Source organism: Gordonia sp. 852002-10350_SCH5691597 (genome assembly GCF_001665715.1).
In the GTDB taxonomy this organism is placed as follows: Bacteria; Actinomycetota; Actinomycetes; order Mycobacteriales; family Mycobacteriaceae; genus Gordonia; species Gordonia sputi.
On the sequence record NZ_LZMO01000261.1, the window covers coordinates 1 to 21,619 of the forward strand.

Genomic DNA, 21,619 nt, shown 5'->3' on the forward strand with positions numbered 1-21,619 from the left:
GGGCACAGCTGGCATCCTTCCAGGCCGCCCGGCAGGGCAAGCCAGATCAGATGTCACCTACTCGTGCACCAGCCCCATCTGTCACACAAGGCTGGGAACGTTGAACCGAATCAAGTGGAGGCGCCATGTCTCGTCGTATAACAAGCATGCTGAGCGCGCTGGCAGCGTCGGCAATCCTGGCAACGGCAGCCGCGGCACCGGCTGTAGCGGCGCCGGCAGGTGCACACCAGGCAGGCACATCTGGCGGTGGAGCGTGTCTTTCTGCTGCGTCGTCAGAGGTTCAGCGTGGACTTCGTCAGATCGGCCCGCCCCTCGGGCGCAAAGATCTGCACTGGGTTCTGAGTTCGAAGTCGAGTGCCCGCACCCCCTGGTGTCCGCTCCTCATGTGGGCGCAATTCGAGACCTCGGGGGGCACGGGGTCCTCGCCGGTTGCGGTCTTGCTGTTTCGTCCTGGGAAGTACCTCGGCTCCGCATGGAAACCCACGGGATTCGTATCGGTCACGGGTTCGACGCCGATCAGCGTGACCGTCACCTATCGCTGGACAAATCCCGGCGACGCCAACGCGTTCCCGACCGGTGGTCCTGTCTCGTCAACCTATGTGGGACTGTGGGATTCGTTCTTCCGATTCGGTGAGCTGCCCCCCGCCAACGCGTGAGTTCGGCACCGACCTCGTGCTGCGTCGAATCGGCGTTTCCAGCCGCCGGGGCGCGAGGAATTCCTCGTCGTCGGGCTCGGCCGGTATGCGCGGCGGCCGCGCCAGCGTTATCGGCCTCGGTAGTCGGAGCATGTGTTCTCGGTCTCACTGCCCTGTTGGTGCAGCGCTGTTGCGTACGCCAGCGCTCCACGCGTATGGGAGGTCGGTGCCGTTGAGCAGATGATCGCCGATTGCGCGCAGTTTCTGATTGATCGGATTGTGCACGGCGAGTACACGAGCGTTGCGCCAATGCCTGTCCAGCGCAGTCTCTTCGGCGACGATCGATGCCCCGCCGACCTCGAAGAGCTCATTCGTCGCTGCCAGCACCTGCGCAGCGACAGAGGCTTGCGCCCGGCCCGCGGCGAGCTCGACGCGGGTGATCGCCTCGGCGTTCTCGGGGTCGGTGGCGAGGAGATCATCAAGCAGGTCGGCTACCGCCAAGACACTTGATCGAGCGGAAAACGCTGTGGCAGAAAGGTGTCCGACGATCTCCTGGACCAAGGGGTCGTCGCGCTGGCGGTCGGCAACCGAATGAGTGAACGTTCGCTCCCGCGCCGACACCCACTGAACGAGGTCGTCGGTGGCGCGTTGCGCGATGCCCGCCAGACCTGCTAGCTGGAACAGTTGCAGGTAAGCCGTCGCATAGGTGGGTCCTGCAGTTCCGTAACCAGGACCCAGTATCTCGTCGTCGTGGACGACGACGTCGGTGAACAGCGTTGTCCCGCTCGCGGTGAGACGCTGGCCGAAGCCGCGCCAGTCGTCGATCCGCTCGACACCCTCGCGTGTGGAGGGGACGAGAACGCTGACCCGTTCACCGTCGCGATCGGCGGCGACCAGAATGTGATCGGCGTACAACGATCCCGTGCTGTAGAACTTCTCCCCGTTCAGACGCCATTCGTCAGCTGACCGCGTTAGCCGGGTGTGGTAGCCGCCGATGGCACCGGATCCAGGTTCAGTGATCGCATTCCCGACAAGGATGCCGTCCGCGATCGCGGCAATGCGTCTGTCGTCGCCTGCGATCAGCTGATCCTCGACGAAGGCGAAGTGCACACGCAATGCCTGGGTGATGTTCGAATCCGCAGCGGCAAGCGCGATCAGCTCCGAAAAGAGGTCTCGCACCGAGGCGCCTGCTCCTCCACGGTCGACCGGCAGTCGCAACGCACCGAAGCGACGCTCCCACAGCAGCGCTACCTCGGAATGCGCCAGAGTACGTGAACGCTCCCGCTCCACCGCCCCGGCGGCGATCGTCGCGTACACGTCGTCGAACGTGGCGGGGTCGGAACTGGTGGGACGGTCGTCGACCTGTGCGGGACGATCCGGCGTCAAAGAAGTGGTCATGGGAAGTCAAGCTTTCATGTTCGTGCGTCGCTGGCACCCGTTGTGCTCACGGGGATGTTTACTCGGCGAGGATGTTGGTGCCCGTTCGCGCCTCGGACGTGGCAGATCCCCAGCGTAGAATCTTGCTGACATGACCTCGCAGAACCAGTCCATCGACACGCTCGTGGCGGAGCGCAATAGAACGGTGGAGTTGATCGAGTCGCTGTCTACACGGCTGGCCGCGGTGCTCGAGGCGACCTCCGACGAAGCGTCCGACGACGAGCACGACCCGGAGGGATCGACGCTCGCCGTTGAGCGCGGACACCTCGTCGCTCAACTCCAGCGTTCGCGCGACCGGCTGGTCGAGATCGATTCCGCAGTCGAGCGGGTCGAGCGTGGCTCGTACGGACGATGTGAGACGTGCGGCGAGCAGATCGATCCCGAACGGCTCGACGTTTTGCCCGCCGCACGCCAGTGCATCGACTGCGCCAGAAAGTGTTCGACGCGCCGGTGGTGATGCGCCGTTCACACAAGAGCACCGCGACGCTCGTTCAAACAACCGCCGCAACACTTTTCAAGGCCCCACCAACCTACAAGAGTTGAGCCCCGGACCAGACGAGGGGGGCAGGTCTCATGGCACGCACTCCCAAGCGCTCGATCTTCTCCGACAAGGCACAACCTGCCTTGAATCCCGTGGATGTCGATCGCGGTCGTCGAGCCGCACGAGCCGCCGTCAACGCTGCACGAGGATCGTGGTGGCTCACCAAGAACGGCTCTACCGGGGCGGTATCGCGACAACGCAGGCGACCGCTTCCTCGACTGGCCGCGCTAGGAAGCCGCGTATATCGGCGAGTACGGATCGTCGACGTCAGCGGTAGGCAACTCAGCCACCGACTTCAGCGGCTACGCCTGACACGGCGGGCCAACCCGGCCTCCGTCCGCAAACGTTCCAGACCTCTCCCGTTTTCAGTCAATCTCGGAGGTGCCTGACTGTAAAAGGCCAGGTCGGCTTTCGAAGACGGTTCAGAAATGACTGAAAACGGGAAGCCGAGCAGGCCTGGTGCGACCAACCGAGGGGTATCGGACCTATTTCGCCAACACCGTCGCCATGATCTTTGGCTGCCAGTTGTTGGTGAGCAGTGCACCGAAGTTGTCTTCCCGATTGTTCGACGACGTTCCCTGGTCCCGAACCGAGTAGATGAACGCGGGGCCGCAGCAGCCCGACTGTCCGGCCGCCCGCAGAACGTCAACGATCTGCGTCGCCTGCTCCTGCTGGGTCACCATGTCGGTTGCCCCGAATCCCAGTGAGCCAAGACCCAGGTTGCTGGAGCCCGATGTCCCCGCGGCCGGTCGGGTCGGAGCACCCATCTCCGTCAGCCAGATCTTCTTGCCGTCGTCGCCATTCGACGTCATCACCGCGCGGATTTGCTGAGTCTCGCTCCAGCCGTTGGGCTTTGAGGCTATGCCCTTTGGGAACACGTAAGGGTGCATGGCAGTGGCGTCGAAGTAGTTCTTGGCACCCGCGGCGTACATCTTGGTGACAAAGTCGACGGCCCCGGCGCCAGGACTCATCCCCGCGGCAACGACAGTCGACGACGGCTGTACCTCTTTGATCGCGGTATACGACGCCTTCAGCAACGCTGTGTACTCGGTGGGATTCGCCGGATACAAGCCCCAGAAGGTCGGCAGGTTCGGCTCGTTCCAGATCTCGTGACGTCTCACGTCGGGGTAGCGGTTGATGAAAGCCTTCAGGAACGGGGCAATGCTCGCGGGGTTTGACGGGGGTGCGTACATCCACGCCAACGCGCCCCCGCGTCGTGCCCATGCCGGAGTCGACAACACCAACGACAGCACCTTCAGCTTGTGAGCACGTGCCGCCTCGATCACCCGGTCCGTCGCGGCCCAGTTGTACGTGCCCTTCGTGCTCTCGATCGCCGACCAGTTGACGAGTACGCGCAACCACTGGCCGTTCGTCTTCGATACAGCATCGAGTTCCCGATTCAGATCCGCCGCACTCATGGTCAAGTGCGGGGCGCCCTGGGCGAAGCCGTAGCCAGCGGCGGGCGCGATCACATCGGCACGGGCTGCCGAAGACCCGACCAGAATCGAACCGACGAACAGGGCGATCGACGCGACGACGACCAACGCGCGCGTTGCTGCCCATTTCACTCGCATAGCCCGTATCCCAGAGGCCGTTGACGCTGACCGAATGAGTGTATCCAGCAAAAAACGTGATCGGGACGTGCTTGCGATTTCTCGTCGCTACTTACGGTTCCAGAACTGATGGATCAGCCCGGTCGACGTCGGCACAGACTCGATGTCGAAGCGTGTGTGAATCCCGCCCAGGCCTGACCACAACGACACTCCCCCGCCGAGCACGATGGGGTTGATGGAGAGATGCATGAAGTCGACGAGATCGTCGCGAAGGAACTGATTCACGGTCGACGGTCCGCCGCCGATGCGCACGTCGAGCCCGTCTGCGAGGTCGAGTGCGAGTTCGAGCGCTTTCGCGGGCGAGGCGTCGACGAAATGGAAGACGGTTCCATTGTCGAATGTGATGGGTTCGCGCTCGTAGTGGGTCAACACGATCACCGGAGTCTGAAACGGGGGTTCGTCTTCCCACCAGCCGCGCCACCCGTCGTCGGGCCACTCGCCCTGCTGCGGCCCGAACTTGCCGCGGCCCATGATCTCCACGCCGACACCCTGACCCCACACGCTGGAGAAGACGCGGTCCGCGCTGATCGGTGCATCCGCATTCTGGACTCCAGCAATCACACGTCCGTCGAAATTGCCGAACAGTTCACCCGCACCGCCGATCGGCTCGTCCAGCGTGATGTGATCGCCCGCGGCGTAGCCGTCGAGCGAAACGTTCATCAGGTCGACCCGTACCTGCGCCTTGCGTGCCATCGTGAAACTCCCTAGTCCTCGTCGTCAGCGACCGCTGATCGCAGTCACCCTACGACTGACCACGCGCGTGCGCGGAACTCATCGATGATGGCGCCGCCGGTTCTCAGCTGCTGACCGCGGCTGCCAACCTGCCCAGCGTGTCTTCGAGCTGCTCCTCGGTGACGAGCGGGAAGCTCACCTTTTTCAGCAGGTCCTTGTCGGTGACCTTCGACCAGTCGTAGGTGTGACGCACGAGCGTCTTGTCGGGCCCCTGGGCTTCGAGCTCCCACACCCATTCCCAGCCGGGAGGCTCGGTGCCGGCCGGCGCGGTCTGCCATGCGAGCAGTTTGTCCTTCGCGTAACCGGTGACGTGGTTGTCGGTCTTGTACTCCCCGCCCATGTGCGCACCCTCCATGTTCATGGTGAATACGTCGCCGACCTCCTGAATCCGATCGGCATGGTCGACGCTGCGGACGAATCCCGAACCGTCGAGTTCTGGGTGTCGCCGAGGATTGCTGAGCACGTCGAAGACCTGGTCGGCCGGTGCATCGATGACTCGTTTACCGTGACACTCGTGTGTTCGCTCATACCTCCACCGTGCCGAAGCCGCCGACGCTTGGCAACCATGTCGGCGAAACAGCAACGGTGGCGGACGGTCAGCTGAGGGCTCAACGATCAGCCGGGTGTGCGGCAATGACGCGGCGCGTCAGATCACCCCGAGCGCGAGCATCGCGTCGGCGACGTGGGTGAACCCCGCGATGTTTGCGCCGAGCACGTAGTCGCCGGGCGCCCCGTACTCGTCGGCTGTCCGCAGGCAGTTCTCATGGATGCCTCGCATGATCTGGGCCAGTCGTAGTTCGGTGTGCTCGAAGCTCCACGAGTCGCGAGAAGCGTTCTGCTGCATCTCGAGTGCGCTTGTCGCGACGCCGCCGGCGTTGGCGGCCTTACCGGGAGCGAACAGCACATCCGACGACGCGAAGGCCTTGATCGCCTCCGGGGTGGACGGCATGTTGGCGCCTTCGGCGACGACGGTGCAGCCATGCGCGATGAGGTTCGTGGCGTCGTCGGCGTTCAGTTCGTTCTGGGTGGCGCAGGGAATCGCGATGTCTGTCGGCACATCCCAGATCGAGGCGGAAGACACGAAATGTGCTGGTGCACCGCGCTTCTCGGCGTAGTCGGTGACACGCCCGCGATGAACACCCTTGATCTCCTTGAGGAGCTCGAGGTCGATACCGTCCTCATCGACGACGTAGCCACCGGAATCCGAGCAGGCCACAACCCGGCCGCCGAGCTGGTGGACCTTGTCGATCGCATACAACGCGACGTTGCCGGAGCCGGAGACGACGACGCGCTTGCCGTCGAGGTCTTGTCCCCTGGCGTTGAGCATCTCGCGCGCGAAGAAGACGACGCCATAGCCGGTGGCCTCGGTCCGCACCTGCGAGCCGCCCCACGACAATCCTTTTCCGGTGAGTACGCCGGACTCGTAGCGGTTGGTGATGCGCTTGTATTGCCCGAAGAGGTAGCCGATTTCCCGACCGCCGACGCCGATATCACCCGCCGGGACATCGGTGTGCTCGCCGATGTGGCGGTACAGCTCGGTCATGAATGACTGGCAGAACCGCATGATCTCGCCGTCGGATCGACCCTTGGGATCGAAATCCGAGCCGCCCTTGCCTCCGCCGATGGGGAGGCCGGTGAGCGCGTTCTTGAAGATCTGCTCGAAACCGAGGAACTTGATCACTCCGAGGTAGACGCTCGGGTGGAAACGCAGGCCACCCTTGTACGGTCCGAGCGCTGAGTTGAACTCGACGCGGAACCCACGGTTGATCCGCACGCGCCCAGCGTCGTCGACCCAGGGCACGCGGAAGATGATCTGTCGTTCTGGTTCGCAGAGGCGCTCGATGATCCCGGTGTCCGCGTAGTGCGGGTGCTTGGCCAACACCGGCCCCAGGCTGTCGAACACCTCGCGTACCGCCTGATGGAACTCGACTTCGCCCGGATTGCGGGCCACCACCTCGTCGTAGAGGTCCTGCACCGTCTCATCGATCTTCGACATGTCGCCAACACCTTTCCTGCGCTCGGCGTGACCGGGCCGGTGTGGACTCCCGCGACATCGTGGATCGTCCCGGTTCACGATGTCGGGTTGACAACACGTGGCCCGAGCACATCTGCAGCGACCCTATCGCCAGACAGAAATAACGCACTTATCGGACCCGGCAAGGTCGACGACCGCTAGCGCAGCGCCGCGAGGTTCTCGATGGAGCGTCGTACGTCGGAGGTGATGATCTTGGCGACGAACCGACCGATCGGGCCGCTCAGCAGGCCGCCGTCGAGGGTGGCGTGGAGATGGAAGCGTGAGCCCACGTCGGTCTCCGACACGGTCATCCGCAGGGCTATGCGCACACCTCCGTGACCGTGACCGGTCAACGAAATCGTATGAGGCGCATCGTATTCGGTGACCGTCCAGTGAATGACGTTGCGGAAGCCCTTCACCTTGATGAGTGAGGAGATCTCGGTTCCCTCGGTGATCTCGTCGGGCAGTTCACTGCGCCAACCGCCGAAGATCGTCATCCATTCGGGAAAGCGCGACAGGTCGGACGCCAGGCTCCATGCGTGCTCGGGAGAGAGTTCAGAGTCGATACTGACGTCGACGTCGGCCATGGGCACCGTCTTTCGTGGAGTTGCGGGCTTCTTCCACGTCGACGCTACCGATCAGTGACCGGAGTTCGTCGAGGAGCTCCGCCTGGGAAAGGGGTGCACATGCTTGAACGCTGCCTGTGCTGGCAGACGCGGCCGGTACACCGACCGCGTCTGCCAGTTCTGGCCGCGTCTGGAGCCCGAGGCCGGGACCGCTCAGATCAGCTTGGCGTCCTGCAAAAGCTCTTCGATGTAAGTGCCCTCGATCTTCTTCAGGGCCGCTTTTCCGATCAGCTTCTCGATGAACGGGAACTTGATCTCGGTCAACGACTTTCGGTCGTTCAGGTAGTAGATCGACGAGAGCAGCACTCGGATGTCGAAGGACGAGTCGAACACCTCGGGGACTCCGCGATCGACGCCGAGCAGTGTGTACACGGCCTCCATCGCCGTGCGGACCGAATACTCGGTGGTGAAGACCGTGTCACGCTCGGTTTCCGCGAAGTTGCCGATGAACGCGAGGTTCGAATAGTCCTTCGGCACCACCAGCGGGCGGTCGCCGAGTGCCCGCGGCATGAAGTACGACGTGATGTAGGGCATGTTGCAGGGCACCGTCGACGCCGAATCGCGAGCAAGGCCATCGATCTGGTCGCTCGGTACTCCCATGTGGTAGAGCCACTCGGCACACAACTCTGCACCCGTGCATTCTCGGATCGTCTTCTTCACATAGTCGCCGGGCTTGTCCGAGAAGAGCCCGTAGAGCCAGACCACCAGTTCCTTCTGGGGATCCTGCGCTGCGAAATGGGGTTGGCGGCTCACGGTGAATCCGTAGAGCCAACTCGAGTCGGCGATGGTGCAGGGGCCGCCTGTGACGATTTCCCCGTCCCGTGGATCACGTCCCGTGATCTTCTCGATGTATGGCCAGATCTTGTCGTCGGTCAGCGTGACGGTGGCCGAGATACTCCAGTTGGCGTCGGGGATGTTCTCGCAGAACTTCTCGGGCTTACCCAGTGACGCATCCTGGCCGGCAAGGTTTTTCCACAGCGACCACGCGCCACCGTCATCGGTGACGACAGGTGCGGGGGTGTCGTTGTCGCCATAGGTCGACGACTCGGTGATCGAGCCATTGGTCACGAAGACAAGGTCGTTCTCGGTGAGATCGACGGTCTTGGATTCGCCGTTTTCGGTCAGGTGGATTCGTTTGGCCTGCTTGGACGACCCGGTGCTGTCGAGGTCGATGTTGTCGACCTGGGTGTTGTAGACGAATGTGACACCATGACCCTCGAGATAAGCAACCAACGGCTTGATCAGTGATTCGTACTGGTTGTATCGGGTGAAGCGGAGTGACGTGAGATCCGACAGTGTCGAGATGTGGTGAATGAAGCGCAAGGTGTACCGTCGCATCTCCAGTGCGCTGGCCCAGGGTTCGAACGCGAACATCGTCGCCCAGTACAGCCAGAAGTGAGACTCGAAGAACTCCTTGCCGAAGACCTCGTCGATCCGCTTGTCCTGCAGGTCTTCCTCGCGCGTCAGAACGAGCTTCATCAGTTCTTCTGCCGCTCCACGGGTGAGGGTGAGATCGGTCATGTGGTCGATCTTCGCGCCCTTGTCGTGAATCGCCCGTGCAGGATTCGAACTGGGATTGATCTTGTGGATCCAGTACATCTCGTCGAGCACGGATGCGTTCTCGACGCTGAGGGAGGGTATCGATTTGAACAGGTCCCAGAGCGTCTCGAAGTGAGCTTCCATTTCGCGACCACCTCGGATGATGAAACCCTTGTGCTCGTCGAGGATTCCGTCCATGCTGCCACCGGGCAGCCCCAGCTCCTCGTAGATGGTGATCTTGTCGCCCGGCAACTGCGCGTCGCGAATGAGGAAGGTCGCTCCCGCGAGAGACGCCAATCCGGACCCGACGAAATGGGCTGTCTTTCCATCGATCCCCGCCGGCTTTTCTGGCCGACCAAACGCTTCGAAATTCCCATTACTTCGATACACGCGCGTCTCACCTCATGTCATCGAGCCAAATGGCTCGTATCGGATCGAGCTCGAACAATATCGACGCTAGTCGCCCGAACCCGTTTTGGGCCCGCGATCAAGATGAATTGTTGTAGGACAGCAGAAACCGCCGACCTATCGGGGTCGGCGGTTTCTGCGAATGACGGTGCCGGTCAATGCGCCTCTCGGCAAATAGTCCGCTCGAAGCGGTGAAGGGTGGGACCCGGGGCAGTGAATCCAACACCGTCGAGATGTTCAACGGCACCTTTGCCCGGCATATTCCCGTGCACGGATACACCATGTGGAACCAGTCGAACTCACAATCAGGACACGATCTGCGTCTGAAATGTCGGCTTCTGCGACGGAACATTGCAACACTGCACCGTTCCGCGCATTGCGTTCGTTTCGTTCCTGTGACTGTGTTTACCGTCGCTACGGCGTTCTTGTCGGAGCGTGCACCCAGAGTCAGAAACGAAGGGGAACCAATGAAGCAGAGCACTCGTCGCATCGCGGGCCTTGTGGCGGCGGCATCGGCAGTGACACTCATCGCTGCCGGTTGCAGTGACGACAACGATTCGAATTCGGCGGCATCGTCGCCGTCGTCGGCTGCCGAAGGAACATCCGGCATGGAGGGCATGGCCGGTATGTCGGGGTCGGCGGCGGCTGCTGGTGCATCGGTTGAGCTGAAGGCGGCCGACGGCAGCACTGTCAAGTTGACCGGCCCGATCGCGGCCAAGTACAACGCCGCCACCGAGCAACAGAAAACAGATCTCGGGGCACCGAGCACTGGCGCTCAAGCATCGGGGACCGGCGAGAACGGCGTGGTGTTCCAGCAGTTCGCCGGTGGCGTCATCACCGCGAAGAACAGCGAGGAGTCGACGCCTGCATACATCACATGGGGCAAGATCCGCGATGCCTGGAATGTGAAGCGTGACGCCGAGGGCAATCCGTCGGCTGACGGGAAGGGCGGTTCGCAGGGTCCGCTCGGAACGGCGACCAGCGACGAGACCGACGAGAACGGCGTGAAGACGTCGACATTCGAACACGGGAAGATCACCTGGACAGCGTCGACGGACAAAGTAGAGGTCACCGTCAACGGCAAGGTCGTTCCTGCGCAGTAGTGCTCGACAGCTGACATCAGCAACCGACAATCGCAAGCGGCTCTCACTTCGTCCCGGGGTGAGAGCCGCTTGCGTGGCAGTGGGACTGCGGCGAGTCGCAGCCCGATGGCACGGATTCGCCAATAGACTTGGACACGAGAGTGACCAGCGACTTACGCCGATCGTCGCCTGGGGATGGGGTGACGGGAAGGCGCGTGAATGTCCTTTTCTGAGCGCATCGACGCTTTTCAACGTAAGCACCCCGCAACTGGCTATCCGCTCGGAGTCGTCTACAAGTTCTTCGACGACCAGGGTGGCTATCTCGCGGCGCTCATCGCGTACTACGGATTCGTCTCACTGTTCCCGTTGCTTCTGGTCTTCACCTCGATTCTCGGGATCGTGCTGCACAATAATCCGGAGCTCGAGAATCGCATCCTCGATTCGGCGCTGTCGCAGATTCCCGTGATCGGCTCGCAACTCCGTGACACCGGCACGATCGGTGGCAGTGGCCTCGCGGTGACCATCGGTGCTGTCGGTGCGATCTACGGTGGTCTCGGAGTCGCGGTAGCCATCCAGAACGCGATGAACATCATCTGGAACGTGCCACGTAACGAGCGTCCCAACCCGATCCAGGCACGCGTCAAAGGTGCGGGCCTGTTGCTCACCATCGGCGGGTCGATCATCGGGCTGACGGTGCTGAACGGTGTGATCGCTGCCATCGACCTCGGATCCGTGGGTAGGCCGCTCGCCATCGTGGCGTCCGTTCTTCTGTACACCATCGTGTTCACCATTGCGTTCGTCATCGGCACGGCCCGCCCGGTCAGTGTGCGTGATGTGTTGCCCGGCGCGATCGCTGCCGCACTGTGTTGGCAGGCGCTCCAGACGTTCGGCAGCGTCTACGTGCAACGGGTGATCGTCAGGTCGAGCGCGACCAATGGGGTCTTCGCCGTGGTGCTCGGCCTGCTCGCCTTTCTGTATGTGGCAGCGGTCCTGGTCATTTTCTGCCTCGAAAGCAATGCCGTGCGTGTCGACAAGCTCTATCCACGATCGGTCCTCACGCCGTTCACCGACAACGTCGTCTTGACGCCAGGTGACGAGGCGGCCTACACAGCGCAGGCGCAGGCACAGCGCAGCAAGGGATTCGAGGAGATCGACGTGTCGTTCGACAAGCAGCTGAATTCTCCGGACGACGTCGACCGGTTCTGAGGACGGGGCAGAACGTGATCTCACATTCCGATGTCCTCGTGCGTCTACCGTGTGATGGCCATGAATGAACCTTTTGAGAGAGCGGTATCGGTCCACGGCGCCACGGTGCTGCGGGTGTGCCGGGCGGCGCTTGGTGCCGGCGCGGACGCCGACGATGCCTGGTCGGAGACCTTCCTCGCCGCTCTGCGCGCGTGGCCCGACCTCGCCGACGGCACCAACGTCGAAGCCTGGCTGGTGCGTGTCGCCCAGCGCAAGGTCGTCGATGTTCTTCGTGGCCGCAACCGTCGGGCGGTACCGACCGCGACGATCCCAGAAGCCGGCGACCACCACGTAGACGCTGTCGACCACTTCGGCGTCTGGGATGCCGTGGCCCGTCTCCCCGACCGTCAGCGACTCGCCATCGCCTACCACTACGTCGGCGGTCTCCCGCACACCGAGACCGCACTTTTGCTGAACAGCACCCCCGACGCGGTTCGACGTGCCGCTGCCGACGGGATGAAGACATTGCGGCGGACACTTGCCGAACCCGACAACCCACGAGGACTGCACGACCATGAATGACGACATCCAGAACCGGCACGCCGCGGTAGCCGACCTCCCCATCGCGGAACGCGACCTCGACGATCTGCATTCGCGGCTGGAATCCTCTGCGCTGCAACAGGATATCGTCGACGTCGGTTACCGTGTCGTCGACACCGAGATCGGACGACTCCTGCTGGCCGCAACCACTGCGGGATTGGTCCGGGTCGCTTTCGAGAGGGAGGGATTCGACGCCGTTCTCGACGACCTGGCACGGCGAGTGAGCTCTCGAATACTGTGCGCACCAACGATGCTCGACGATGCGGCCACTCAGCTCGGTGAGTACTTCGGCGGAACCCGACACGAGTTTTCGCTGCCTCTCGACTATCGACTCTCGTCGGGATTCAGACAGCAGGTCCAGCGGTCCCTGCCGACCATCGGGTACGGGCACACCGTGACCTATGCCCAACTCGCTCACCAGGTCGGCAACCCGAAGGCGGTGCGCGCCGTCGGCACAGCGTGTGCGACCAATCCCCTACCCGTCGTCGTGCCGTGCCACCGCGTCCTGCGCACGGACGGGACACTGGGCGGATACCTCGGCGGGGTGGAGGTGAAGTCGGCGCTCCTCGAGATGGAGCGAGCCGCCTGACTCGAACCCGGCGTCGTGCGACTGTCCGGCTAGACTGGGGAGAACGCCTTGAGCCACTGGGCACCGCGATCGTCCGACCTCTCCCGGGGGCCTCACCGTGCGTGCATCAGTTTTCTCTGCTTCACCGGCGCAGACGCGCGGACCCGACGTGTCGTCACCGGCGACGATCAACCGGGTTGTCGTGGTGGTTCCCGCCCACAACGAGGAAGACCTGCTCCACGACTGTCTGTCGAGCGTGCTCACCGCGGCCGGCAACACGACGCGCTCGGTGGAGGTGACCGTCGTTCTCGATGCATGCACGGACGCGACGGCGCGGCGAGTGCCGCTGGGCGTCGACGTGATCTCCTGCGCGTTCGCCTCGGTCGGCGCAGCCCGGCGTGAGGGTTTCGCAAGATACGGAAACGAATCCGCCGTCGACTCGGCACAAACCTGGTTCGCCAGTACCGATGCGGATAGCCGAGTGCCGCCGAACTGGCTCGAACAGCAACTCGATTTCGGAGATCGGGGGGTCGATTGTTATCTCGGGACCGTCACGCCCGACGACTTCACTGCGTGGGCACCCGACGTCGAACAGCGATACCTCGACGGATACAGCCAGGAGGAGGGGCATGGCCACATCCACGGCGCGAACCTCGGGATGCGTGCCGCGACCTATCACGCGGTGGGCGGGTTCGCTCCCCTCGCACATGGAGAGGACGTCGATCTGGTGTCTCGCGCGCGAGCCCTGGGGGCGCGGGTCGTGGCGTCTGCGTACGCTCCCGTGGTGACCTCGACCCGCGCACAGGGGCGGGCGGCACACGGTTTCGCGGCGCATCTGCGTGCGCTGGCCGTTCCCGCCACTGCCGAGAGGCCCGCGTGACAGGGACCGCAGCACAACGAGCACGGCGCATCCTCGAGGGTGCCCCTGCTATCCCGTATCCGGGCGGGGGCGCCACCGGGACACGGTGGCAGACGCTGCGGGATCTGTGCCACGTCGACATCGCCGTGGGACGGCTCGCGGAGGCACACCTCGATGCCGACGCGATCCTGCACGAACTGACCGGGCGCGGGACGGCACCGGAGCAATTCTGGGGCGTGTGGGCAGCCGAGCCCCCACAGCCGCGCGTGACCGCCGTATGTGGCGCCGACGGCGGCTGGACGCTCTCGGGAGCCAAGCCATGGTGCTCCGGTGTCGTCTCGTGTACCCACGCGCTGATCACCGCCGATGTCGACGATGTCACGGCACGCCGACTGTTCGCCGTCGCACTCGACGCCCCGGGTGTGCGTCGGGAGCTCACCGACTGGACCACCAGGGGTATGGACCGGACAGAGACGGGCACGGTGATCCTCGACGACGTTGCCGCCGAACCGATCGGCACGCCCGGCGCCTACCTCGATCGGCCCGGTTTCTGGCATGGCGGCATCGGTGTGGCCGCATGCTGGGCGGGTGGCGCACACAAAGTTGCCGACGTGCTCTATGCCGCTGTGGCGGACACCACGCGAGCGCCATCGGACATTCTGCTGATGCATCTCGGCGCGGTCGAGGCTCATCTCGCTGGAGCCGTCGCGCTCCTCGACGACACCGCGCGCGCCGTCGACGGCGCTCCGTACGATGCCGAACTCGCCCGCCGACGAGCACTGATCGTGCGCTGGTCGGTGGAACAGGTCGCTGGTGCGGTGATCGACCGGGTGAACCGGGCACTGGGTCCGGGGCCGCTCGTGCACGACGCCGAGCATGCCCAGGCGGTCGCCGACCTCCAGGTCTACGTCCGCCAGTCGCATGCCGATGCCGATCTCGTGGCTCTCGGCCGTGTGGTGTCGGAAAGAACACGGACGGCTTCCCGCTAGGCCCTCACCTCCCGGGTTGTCGGGGGTCGTGCCGATATGTTGGGGTCTACTACGCCCGGCAGATCGTCGGCGCACCTGGACTGTGGGAAGACACGAACAGCCGATGGATGTGGACGGACGCGAGATCACGGTCACCGGCGATCTCTTGCAGCCACTGATCCGACGCACGTCGGACATCTTCCGGCTGGTCGTGTCGGCGATTGTGCTGATCGTCGTGGTCGTGAGTTCGCTCATCACCCGAGGTGACTGGGTGGCACTGGAGAAGTCCATCTCCGACATCGTCGGCGTCCTCACCCCGACGCAGGCAGGCCTGGTCTACCTCGCGTACGGCATTGCCATTCTCGCTCTGCCGTTCATGATCCTGGTCGGTCTCCTGGCGGCGCGGCAGTGGCGCCTGTTGTGGGCATACGCGACGGCGGCGGCGATCAGCTTCCTCGCACTCTCGGTCAGCGAGAACGGTATCGCCGCGCCCGCCTGGCATTTCGATCGAGGCGAACGACTGGACTCACTGTTGTCGCAGTTCCTCGACGACCCTCGATGGATTGCGATGCTCGCGGCCGTCTTGACCGTGTCGGGACCCTGGCTGCCCGCACGGTGGCGTCGATGGTGGTGGATCCTGTTGCTGGCGTTCGTTCCCATCCACCTGGTAGTCAGTGCGGTCGTTCCTGCTCGAGCCGTGCTGGGGCTGGCCACCGGCTGGTTTGTCGGTGCGCTGGTCGTATGGGTGGCGGGAACGCCCGCGCTGGTCGTGCCCCTGGAGGACGCGGCACGGATGCTCGCCCGTCGCGGGGTGTCGGTGACCTCGATGCGCGTGATCCGACCCGCGAGCCGCGGACCCCTGGAACTCGTCGCAACCGCGGACCGTGACGTCATCGTCGACCTCTACGGACCCAATCAGCGAAGCGCCGGACTGTTGCGCGAGTTCTGGCGAAAGATCCGCTTACGGTCGGAAGAGGCAGCACCACTTCAGCTTTCCGTGCATCGCATGGTCGAACACCGGGGTCTCATGACGTTGACCGTCGACGGGCTCGGATTGTCCAACAGCTCCACGCTGGCGGTGGCTCTGCTCGATCGCGACTGGACGATGTTCGCAGGGACCCCACCTATGGGCGTGCCGCTGAACGCGTGCAGCGACGACGTTCCGGTCGCCGAGGTCTGGGGAGCTCTGCACGCGCTGCACTCGGCGGCGATCTCACACGGGGATCTGCGTGGCCCGCAGATCACGGTCATCGACGGAGCCATCAGATTCGGCGGATTCCACTTCGCCGAGTTCGGGGCCTCCGATGTCCAGTTGCAGTCCGACATAGCCCAACTTCTCGTGACCACGACCGATCTGTACGGCTCTCATGCCGCGGTCACCGCGGCCATCAACGCATTCGGCGCCGACGCCGTACTCATCGCGTCCCGCCGACTCAGCGCGTCGGCCCTGCCGAGGCGGATCCGGGATGCCGTGGCCGACAGCAAAGGCGCGATGTCGTCGGCGCGTGAGGAAATCCGGTCGCAGACGGGTGCCGACGAGATCCGCGCCGAGACCATCACGCGATTCAGCCGATCGCAGATCATCCAGCTCGTCCTGCTCGTCGCCCTGGTCTACGTCGCCTATCCGTTCATCAGCACGGTCCCAACGTTCTTCAGTGAGCTGCGCACTCTCGACTGGTGGTGGGCGCTGCTGGGCCTCGCGGCGTCGATGCTCACCTACGTCGGCGCCGCGGCCGCGTTGTGGGCGTGCGCAGACGGGTTGACGAGCATGTGGCGACTGACCGTGATGCAATTCGCCAACACGTTCGCCGCGACGACAACGCCCGCGGGTGTGGGCGGTCTCGCCCTCAGTACACGGTTTCTCCAGAAGGCTGGGCTCGGCGGGGTGCGCGCAACCACCGCCGTTGCGCTGCAGCAGAGTGTGCAGGTGATCGTGCACGTGGTGCTGCTGCTGTTCTTCACCGCGGTCGCGGGCACGTCGGCCGACCTCTCGCATTTCGTGCCCTCGGCCACGGTGCTCTACCTGGTGGCCGGCATCGTGCTCGGGGCACTGGGACTCTTCTTGTTCATTCCCAAACTCCGACACTGGCTCGGCGCGTCTCTCGGCCCGAAGCTGCGGGAGGTGCTCGCGGATCTTCGAGCAGTTGCGCGCGAGCCGCGGCGTCTTGCCATCATCACACTCGGTTGCGGGGCAACAACTCTCGGCGGTGCGCTCGCTTTGTGGGCGAGCGTGCACGCCTTCGGCGGCACCGTGTCGTTCATCACGGTGACCGTGGTCACGATGGTCGGCGGGACTCTGGCGTCGGCGGCGCCGACACCCGGCGGCGTCGGCGCGGTGGAGGCCGCGTTGATCGGTGGACTGGCCGCCTTCGGGGTGCCGTCTGCCGTCGCCGTTCCCGGAGTCCTCCTCTATCGCGTCCTGACGTGTTGGCTGCCGGTGTTCGTCGGATGGCCGGTGATGCATTGGCTCACCAGGAAGAACATGATCTGAATCTGCACGCCACTCACACGTCCTCGTGTATCGGGTCGGGCAGAGTCCACCGATCGGCACGACGCGGGTAGAGATAGGCGATGTAGTACAGGGCACCCACGACCAGCGTGCCGACCGCGATCGCCAATTGGACCCATGTCTCCGGTGTGATGAGCTGATAGCAGACGTAGAGGCACACCGCGATCACGACGAGCGGGGCCAGAGGCCACAAGCGCATTCGGTAGCCACGGCTTGTCGGTGCTCCCCTGCGTCGCAGACGTAGCGCCGCACACGCGACCATCAGGTAGAGCACCACCGTCGTTGCTCCGGTTGCATTGACGAGCCAGTCGAGTGGCAGGAACGCGGCGGCGACGGCCGCCACCAAGCCAACCAGCACAGTGGCGGCAACGGGTGTGTGCAGGCGAGGATGCACGCGGCTGAGCACGTCGTCGACCGGCTTCGGCCACGATCGATCGCGGGCCGATGCGAATACCAGTCGCGCGATCTGCAGAATGATCGCGATGACCGCATTGATGATCGCGATCGCAATGCCGACGCTGATGACAACGTTGAGCGTCGGCCCTCCGCGTGCGATGAGAAAGTAGTTCATCGGTGACACGGCCGAGAGAAGATCTTTCATCGATGGTGCCCCGACTACCACTGCCATCAGGGGGATGATCTCAACGGCGACGGTAACGGCGAGACAGACCATGATCACCCGCCCAATCATCTTGCCGGCGTTCTTCGTTTCCTCGACGTAGTACACGGCCGCTCCGTATCCGTTGTAGGCGAACAGCGCCACCGGTACGAGCGTGACAAGGGCCGAGAATCCAACAGGGCTCAGTGAGCCGTCGACGATGGTTTGTGCGTGGACGAACTCCCCCGGACCGCGCGACACATGCGCAAACCCCAGTATCGCCAGCACAGTCACGGCAGCTATCTCGATCACGAGAAAGAGTCCGGTGACCCAAGCATTGGTCCGGATGTTCAACGTGGCGACGACCGTCGTGACGACGATCACCCCCACCCCAATCCACTTGCCGGACAGCCCGGACCACGCAACCCCGAGGTATTCACCTGTACCCAACGCGATCACCGCGATGATGAAGATACCGCTGACGAGTGTGAGCAAGAACAATGCGAATCCCGCTGGACGACCCAGAAGTCTTGCCGCCCAAGTGTATTCACCACCCGTTACCGGATAGGTCGCTGCCAGCTCCGCGTAACACATGCCCACGAAGATGGCAGCTACCGCGGCGATGGCCATTGTCGGGACCGAAGCGCCGCCTGCCGCCAAGAGGATGGCCGGAACGATGATGAACACGCTCGACGCCGGAGTGACCGACGACAGGGTGATAAAGATGTTCTCCCGCATCGTGAGGCTCCGGGAGAGTTGCTGTTCGTATGCGACGCCTGCTGCCGGCGCGATGCGCGGGTTGATGTCGGTCATGCGCGCTCCTTCAAGTGACCGGGAAATTTCTTGACTGGTCAATCAAAGAATTATGTGTTTATGCTGTCAATGCGTAGAAAGGCGCGTAATCAGAAGTTAACTGGTGAAACAGGAGGGTCATGGCTCGGCGCAAAGACCAGGCCGCGGCGAGGGATGCGATAGTTACAGCGACGCTCGTCGCGATACGTGATCGCGGTCTGGCGGCCCTCCGTATCGCCGACATCGCGGCCATCGCCGATGTGTCGACAGGAACCATTCACTACTACTTCACCGATTTCGAGACGCTGCTGAAAGAAGTGCACAGGCTCGCAAGCGACAGGTTCTATGCGGCGCGCCTTCACGAGGTCTCGTCACTCGCAGATGCTCGCGACCGGCTGCGAGTGATGATCTCCGCGGGCCTCCCGCGATCAGGGGACGACGCATTGGTATCTGCTCTCTATCAACTCGATTCGCATCTCGGGTTGCGCGATGACCACGCGATCTTGGTCACCGCGCTCTTCGACAAACAGGTCGCCCTGTACATGGGAATTCTGGATGTCGGTGTTGCCCAAGGGCACTTCACGCTGACCGAGCCGTCAGTCGACATCGCGGCGAACCTGGTGACACTCGAGGACGGATACGGCTTGCACATAATCACCGCAAATGCGTCACTCTCCTATTCCCGTGCAGTGCAATTGATCTCGTCGTACGCGCGTACCGCAACGGGTTGTCCCGACATTGTCGGAGCGGACTGTGCCCCGATGAACCGAAACGAGACGTCATGAGTCGGCCACGCATTCGCGATCTCGGGGTCACGCTTCCCGGTACACCCGGACCGAAGAACGCGATCACCGACGTTGCAGGCGTCGAGGTCGGCTACACCACGCTCATCGAAGGGGCAGGCCCGCTCGAGGTCGGCCGCGGGCCGGTGCGCACAGGAGTGACGGCACTTCTCCCGCGTGGCAGAAACGGTGTGGGTAGGCCATGTTCGGCAGGCTTCTACTCGCTGAACGGAAACGGAGAGATGACGGGTGCCCACTGGATCAACGAGGTCGGAGAACTCTCACTGCCGATCACGATCTCCAATACGCACGCCGTTGGAACGTGCCATGCCGCAGTGATCGAGTGGATCAACGGCTTAGATCCTGTGCTGGGCAGACAATGGCTGCTGCCGGTGTGCGCAGAGACATGGGACGGCTACCTCAACGACATCAATGGCGGCCATGTCACGGCGAACGCCGTGCGTGGTGCACTTGATTCCGCTTCGGCAGCGGCGCCAGCCGAAGGCAACGTGGGTGGCGGTACCGGGATGAACTGTTACGGCTTCAAGGGGGGCAGCGGCACAGCGTCACGCGCCGTCGAGATCGGGACGCACGAGTTCACCGTTGGGGCTTTCGTCCAGGCGAACTTCGGCTCGCGCAGCGAACTGACCATTGCGGGAATACCGGTGGGAACTCGGGTCGACGTCCCCAACCCGATGGAGACGGAGCCGTGGTTGGAGCACGACCTCTCTGTTCCGGGCGGTGCCGGGTCGGTCATCGTCATCGTGGCTACGGATGCTCCGACAACATCCGCACAGTGCACCGCTATGGCGCGAAGAGTCCCGATGGGACTAGCCAGAACCGGTACGACCGGATCACTGTTCTCCGGTGATCTGTTCCTCGCCTTCTCGACGGCAGATGATCGCTCCTCCACGACGGGATTTCCGCTATCGGACAGCGACGTCCTCCTCACCACCCAGACTGTGATGCCGTGGAATCGGATGGACGCGCTCTACGCGGCGACGGTGTATGCGGTCGAGGAAGCCGTGCTCAACGCGCTCGCGGGCGCCGAAGACATGACCGGACGAGATGGGCATCATTCCTATGCGCTGCCGCACAGTGCGATCACCGCGCTCACAGCCTGATCGGGGGTTGGTGGACCCCCGCCGCGACCTCGGGTTCATTTCGTGTGGCCCTTGCGCAGTAGGCTGACCTGCGACCACGTTTCACAATCTGGAGGAGCTCCATGACACAGCTCGGAGTAGTCGGCGGCGGCACGATGGGTGCCGGTATCGCCGAGATCGCGATCCGCGCGGGTGACGACGTCCTCGTTCTCGAGCGCGACCAGGCTGCGGCTGACGCGGCCCGCGCACGCATCGAGAAGTCGATCAACCGTGCGGTCTCGAAGTCGAAGATCAGCGCCGACGATGCCGAGCAGGCGTTGGCCCGTCTGACGCTGACCACCTCGGTGTCCGACTTCGCCGACCGCGAACTCGTCATCGAGGCCCTGCCCGAGATCGAGGCACTCAAGGTGGGTTTCTTCGCCGAACTCGACAAGATCACCGCTCCGACCGCGATCCTCGCCACCAACACGTCTTCGATCCCGATCATCCGTATCGCCAAGGACGTCGCAGACCCGAGTCGCGTTGTCGGTGTGCACTTCTTCAATCCGGTGCCGGTCATGCCGCTCGTGGAGATCATCTCCAGCTTGGCGACCTCGCCAGAGGCAGTGGCGACCGTCACCGAGTACGCGCGAGATCACCTCGGTAAGAAGACGATTCAGGCAGGCGACCGCGGCGGCTTCGTCGTGAACGCCTTGCTCATCCCCTACCTGGTCGACGCCATCCGCATGTACGAGAGCGGCTACGCCACCAAGGAAGACATCGACACCGGGATGGTGAACGGCTGCGGACACCCGATGGGTCCGTTGACGCTCAGCGACACCGTCGGACTCGACGTCGTTCTCGACGTCGCCGAATCGCTGTACGACGAGTTCCGCCAGCCCCACTACGCGCCGCCGCCCCTGTTGCGGCGCATGGTCGAGGCGGGCTACCTCGGCAAGAAGTCGGGCAAGGGTTTCTACGACTACTCGTCCTGACGCGACGCTCTGATCAACGAGGGCCTCGGCTGGTAGCAACCCTGTCTCTTATAC

At 63.6% G+C, this 21,619-nt stretch carries 20 protein-coding genes; 12 read left to right on the top strand and 8 right to left on the bottom strand.

Going from position 1 to position 21,619, the window contains the following annotated elements:
• Window positions 1-125: 125 nt before the first annotated feature.
• On the top strand, window positions 126-656 hold the full coding sequence (locus tag A5777_RS24365) for an LppP/LprE family lipoprotein (RefSeq protein WP_082933759.1): 531 nt from the start codon (window positions 126-128) through the stop codon (window positions 654-656).
• Between the two features lie 144 nt (window positions 657-800).
• On the opposite strand, the gene A5777_RS19415 is transcribed toward A5777_RS24365, so the two are convergent.
• Window positions 801-2,033, bottom strand: a complete 1,233-nt coding sequence (locus A5777_RS19415; protein WP_064863902.1) for an acyl-CoA dehydrogenase family protein — start codon at window positions 2,031-2,033, stop codon at window positions 801-803.
• A gap of 130 nt (window positions 2,034-2,163) precedes the next feature.
• Between A5777_RS19415 and A5777_RS19420 the strand changes: the two genes are divergently transcribed.
• Window positions 2,164-2,529, top strand: coding sequence for a TraR/DksA family transcriptional regulator (locus A5777_RS19420; protein ID WP_064863903.1), 366 nt, complete (start codon window positions 2,164-2,166; stop codon window positions 2,527-2,529).
• A gap of 569 nt (window positions 2,530-3,098) precedes the next feature.
• Here the strand turns inward: A5777_RS19420 and A5777_RS19425 are convergent.
• The 6 genes from A5777_RS19425 to A5777_RS19450 all read right to left on the bottom strand — a co-directional run bounded on the left by A5777_RS19425 (window position 3,099) and on the right by A5777_RS19450 (window position 9,527).
• Window positions 3,099-4,187 carry a hypothetical protein gene (locus A5777_RS19425; protein ID WP_064863904.1) on the bottom strand — a complete coding sequence of 363 codons (1,089 nt, stop codon included), beginning with the start codon at window positions 4,185-4,187 and terminating at the stop codon, window positions 3,099-3,101.
• A gap of 87 nt (window positions 4,188-4,274) precedes the next feature.
• Entirely contained in the window at window positions 4,275-4,919 is a 645-nt protein-coding gene (locus A5777_RS19430) for a dihydrofolate reductase family protein (RefSeq protein WP_064863905.1), read from the bottom strand.
• Between the two features lie 103 nt (window positions 4,920-5,022).
• Window positions 5,023-5,421, bottom strand: coding sequence for a polyketide cyclase (locus tag A5777_RS19435; protein WP_231895122.1), 399 nt, complete (start codon window positions 5,419-5,421; stop codon window positions 5,023-5,025).
• A 183-nt stretch (window positions 5,422-5,604) separates the two neighbouring features.
• Window positions 5,605-6,954 carry an NADP-specific glutamate dehydrogenase gene (gdhA, locus tag A5777_RS19440; protein ID WP_064863906.1) on the bottom strand — a complete coding sequence of 450 codons (1,350 nt, stop codon included), beginning with the start codon at window positions 6,952-6,954 and terminating at the stop codon, window positions 5,605-5,607.
• 176 nt (window positions 6,955-7,130) lie between these two features.
• A complete protein-coding gene (locus A5777_RS19445; protein ID WP_064863916.1) occupies window positions 7,131-7,559 on the bottom strand; it encodes a type II toxin-antitoxin system Rv0910 family toxin in 429 nt (142 codons plus the stop codon).
• Window positions 7,560-7,751: 192 nt separating this feature from the next.
• Window positions 7,752-9,527 carry an oleate hydratase gene (locus tag A5777_RS19450; protein ID WP_064863907.1) on the bottom strand — a complete coding sequence of 592 codons (1,776 nt, stop codon included), beginning with the start codon at window positions 9,525-9,527 and terminating at the stop codon, window positions 7,752-7,754.
• 485 nt (window positions 9,528-10,012) lie between these two features.
• Here A5777_RS19450 and A5777_RS19455 point away from each other — a divergent pair, with 485 nt between their 5' ends.
• The 7 genes from A5777_RS19455 to A5777_RS19485 all read left to right on the top strand — a co-directional run bounded on the left by A5777_RS19455 (window position 10,013) and on the right by A5777_RS19485 (window position 17,298).
• Window positions 10,013-10,648, top strand: a complete 636-nt coding sequence (locus A5777_RS19455; RefSeq protein ID WP_064863908.1) for an LGFP repeat-containing protein — start codon at window positions 10,013-10,015, stop codon at window positions 10,646-10,648.
• A 198-nt stretch (window positions 10,649-10,846) separates the two neighbouring features.
• The gene (locus A5777_RS19460; RefSeq protein ID WP_064863909.1) at window positions 10,847-11,833 is read left to right on the top strand and encodes a YihY/virulence factor BrkB family protein; all 987 of its coding nucleotides are present in this window, start codon (window positions 10,847-10,849) and stop codon (window positions 11,831-11,833) included.
• 60 nt (window positions 11,834-11,893) lie between these two features.
• Window positions 11,894-12,394 (top strand): RNA polymerase sigma factor, encoded by a 501-nt coding sequence (locus A5777_RS19465; RefSeq protein ID WP_064863917.1) that lies wholly within the window; start codon window positions 11,894-11,896, stop codon window positions 12,392-12,394.
• Window positions 12,387-13,001: a methylated-DNA--[protein]-cysteine S-methyltransferase gene (locus A5777_RS19470; RefSeq protein WP_064863910.1), complete on the top strand. Its 615-nt coding sequence runs from the start codon at window positions 12,387-12,389 to the stop codon at window positions 12,999-13,001. The genes A5777_RS19465 and A5777_RS19470 overlap by 8 nt, the downstream gene beginning before the upstream one ends.
• 148 nt (window positions 13,002-13,149) lie before the next feature.
• Window positions 13,150-13,860 (top strand): glycosyltransferase, encoded by a 711-nt coding sequence (locus A5777_RS19475; protein ID WP_064863918.1) that lies wholly within the window; start codon window positions 13,150-13,152, stop codon window positions 13,858-13,860.
• Window positions 13,857-14,828 carry a hypothetical protein gene (locus A5777_RS19480; RefSeq protein ID WP_064863911.1) on the top strand — a complete coding sequence of 324 codons (972 nt, stop codon included), beginning with the start codon at window positions 13,857-13,859 and terminating at the stop codon, window positions 14,826-14,828. The genes A5777_RS19475 and A5777_RS19480 overlap by 4 nt, the downstream gene beginning before the upstream one ends.
• Window positions 14,829-14,931: 103 nt before the next feature.
• Entirely contained in the window at window positions 14,932-17,298 is a 2,367-nt protein-coding gene (locus A5777_RS19485) for a lysylphosphatidylglycerol synthase transmembrane domain-containing protein (protein WP_064863912.1), read from the top strand.
• Window positions 17,299-17,311: 13 nt separating this feature from the next.
• On the opposite strand, the gene A5777_RS19490 is transcribed toward A5777_RS19485, so the two are convergent.
• A complete protein-coding gene (locus A5777_RS19490) occupies window positions 17,312-18,727 on the bottom strand; it encodes an APC family permease (protein WP_064863913.1) in 1,416 nt (471 codons plus the stop codon).
• A gap of 119 nt (window positions 18,728-18,846) precedes the next feature.
• Here A5777_RS19490 and A5777_RS19495 point away from each other — a divergent pair, with 119 nt between their 5' ends.
• From A5777_RS19495 to A5777_RS19505, 3 genes are all read left to right on the top strand, one after another.
• A complete protein-coding gene (locus A5777_RS19495) occupies window positions 18,847-19,491 on the top strand; it encodes a TetR/AcrR family transcriptional regulator (RefSeq protein WP_005203033.1) in 645 nt (214 codons plus the stop codon).
• Window positions 19,488-20,612: a DmpA family aminopeptidase gene (locus A5777_RS19500; protein ID WP_064863914.1), complete on the top strand. Its 1,125-nt coding sequence runs from the start codon at window positions 19,488-19,490 to the stop codon at window positions 20,610-20,612. Before A5777_RS19495 ends, A5777_RS19500 begins: the two co-directional genes overlap by 4 nt.
• Window positions 20,613-20,713: 101 nt before the next feature.
• Window positions 20,714-21,565, top strand: coding sequence for a 3-hydroxybutyryl-CoA dehydrogenase (locus A5777_RS19505; RefSeq protein WP_005203029.1), 852 nt, complete (start codon window positions 20,714-20,716; stop codon window positions 21,563-21,565).
• The last annotated feature ends 54 nt before the right edge of the window (window positions 21,566-21,619 follow it).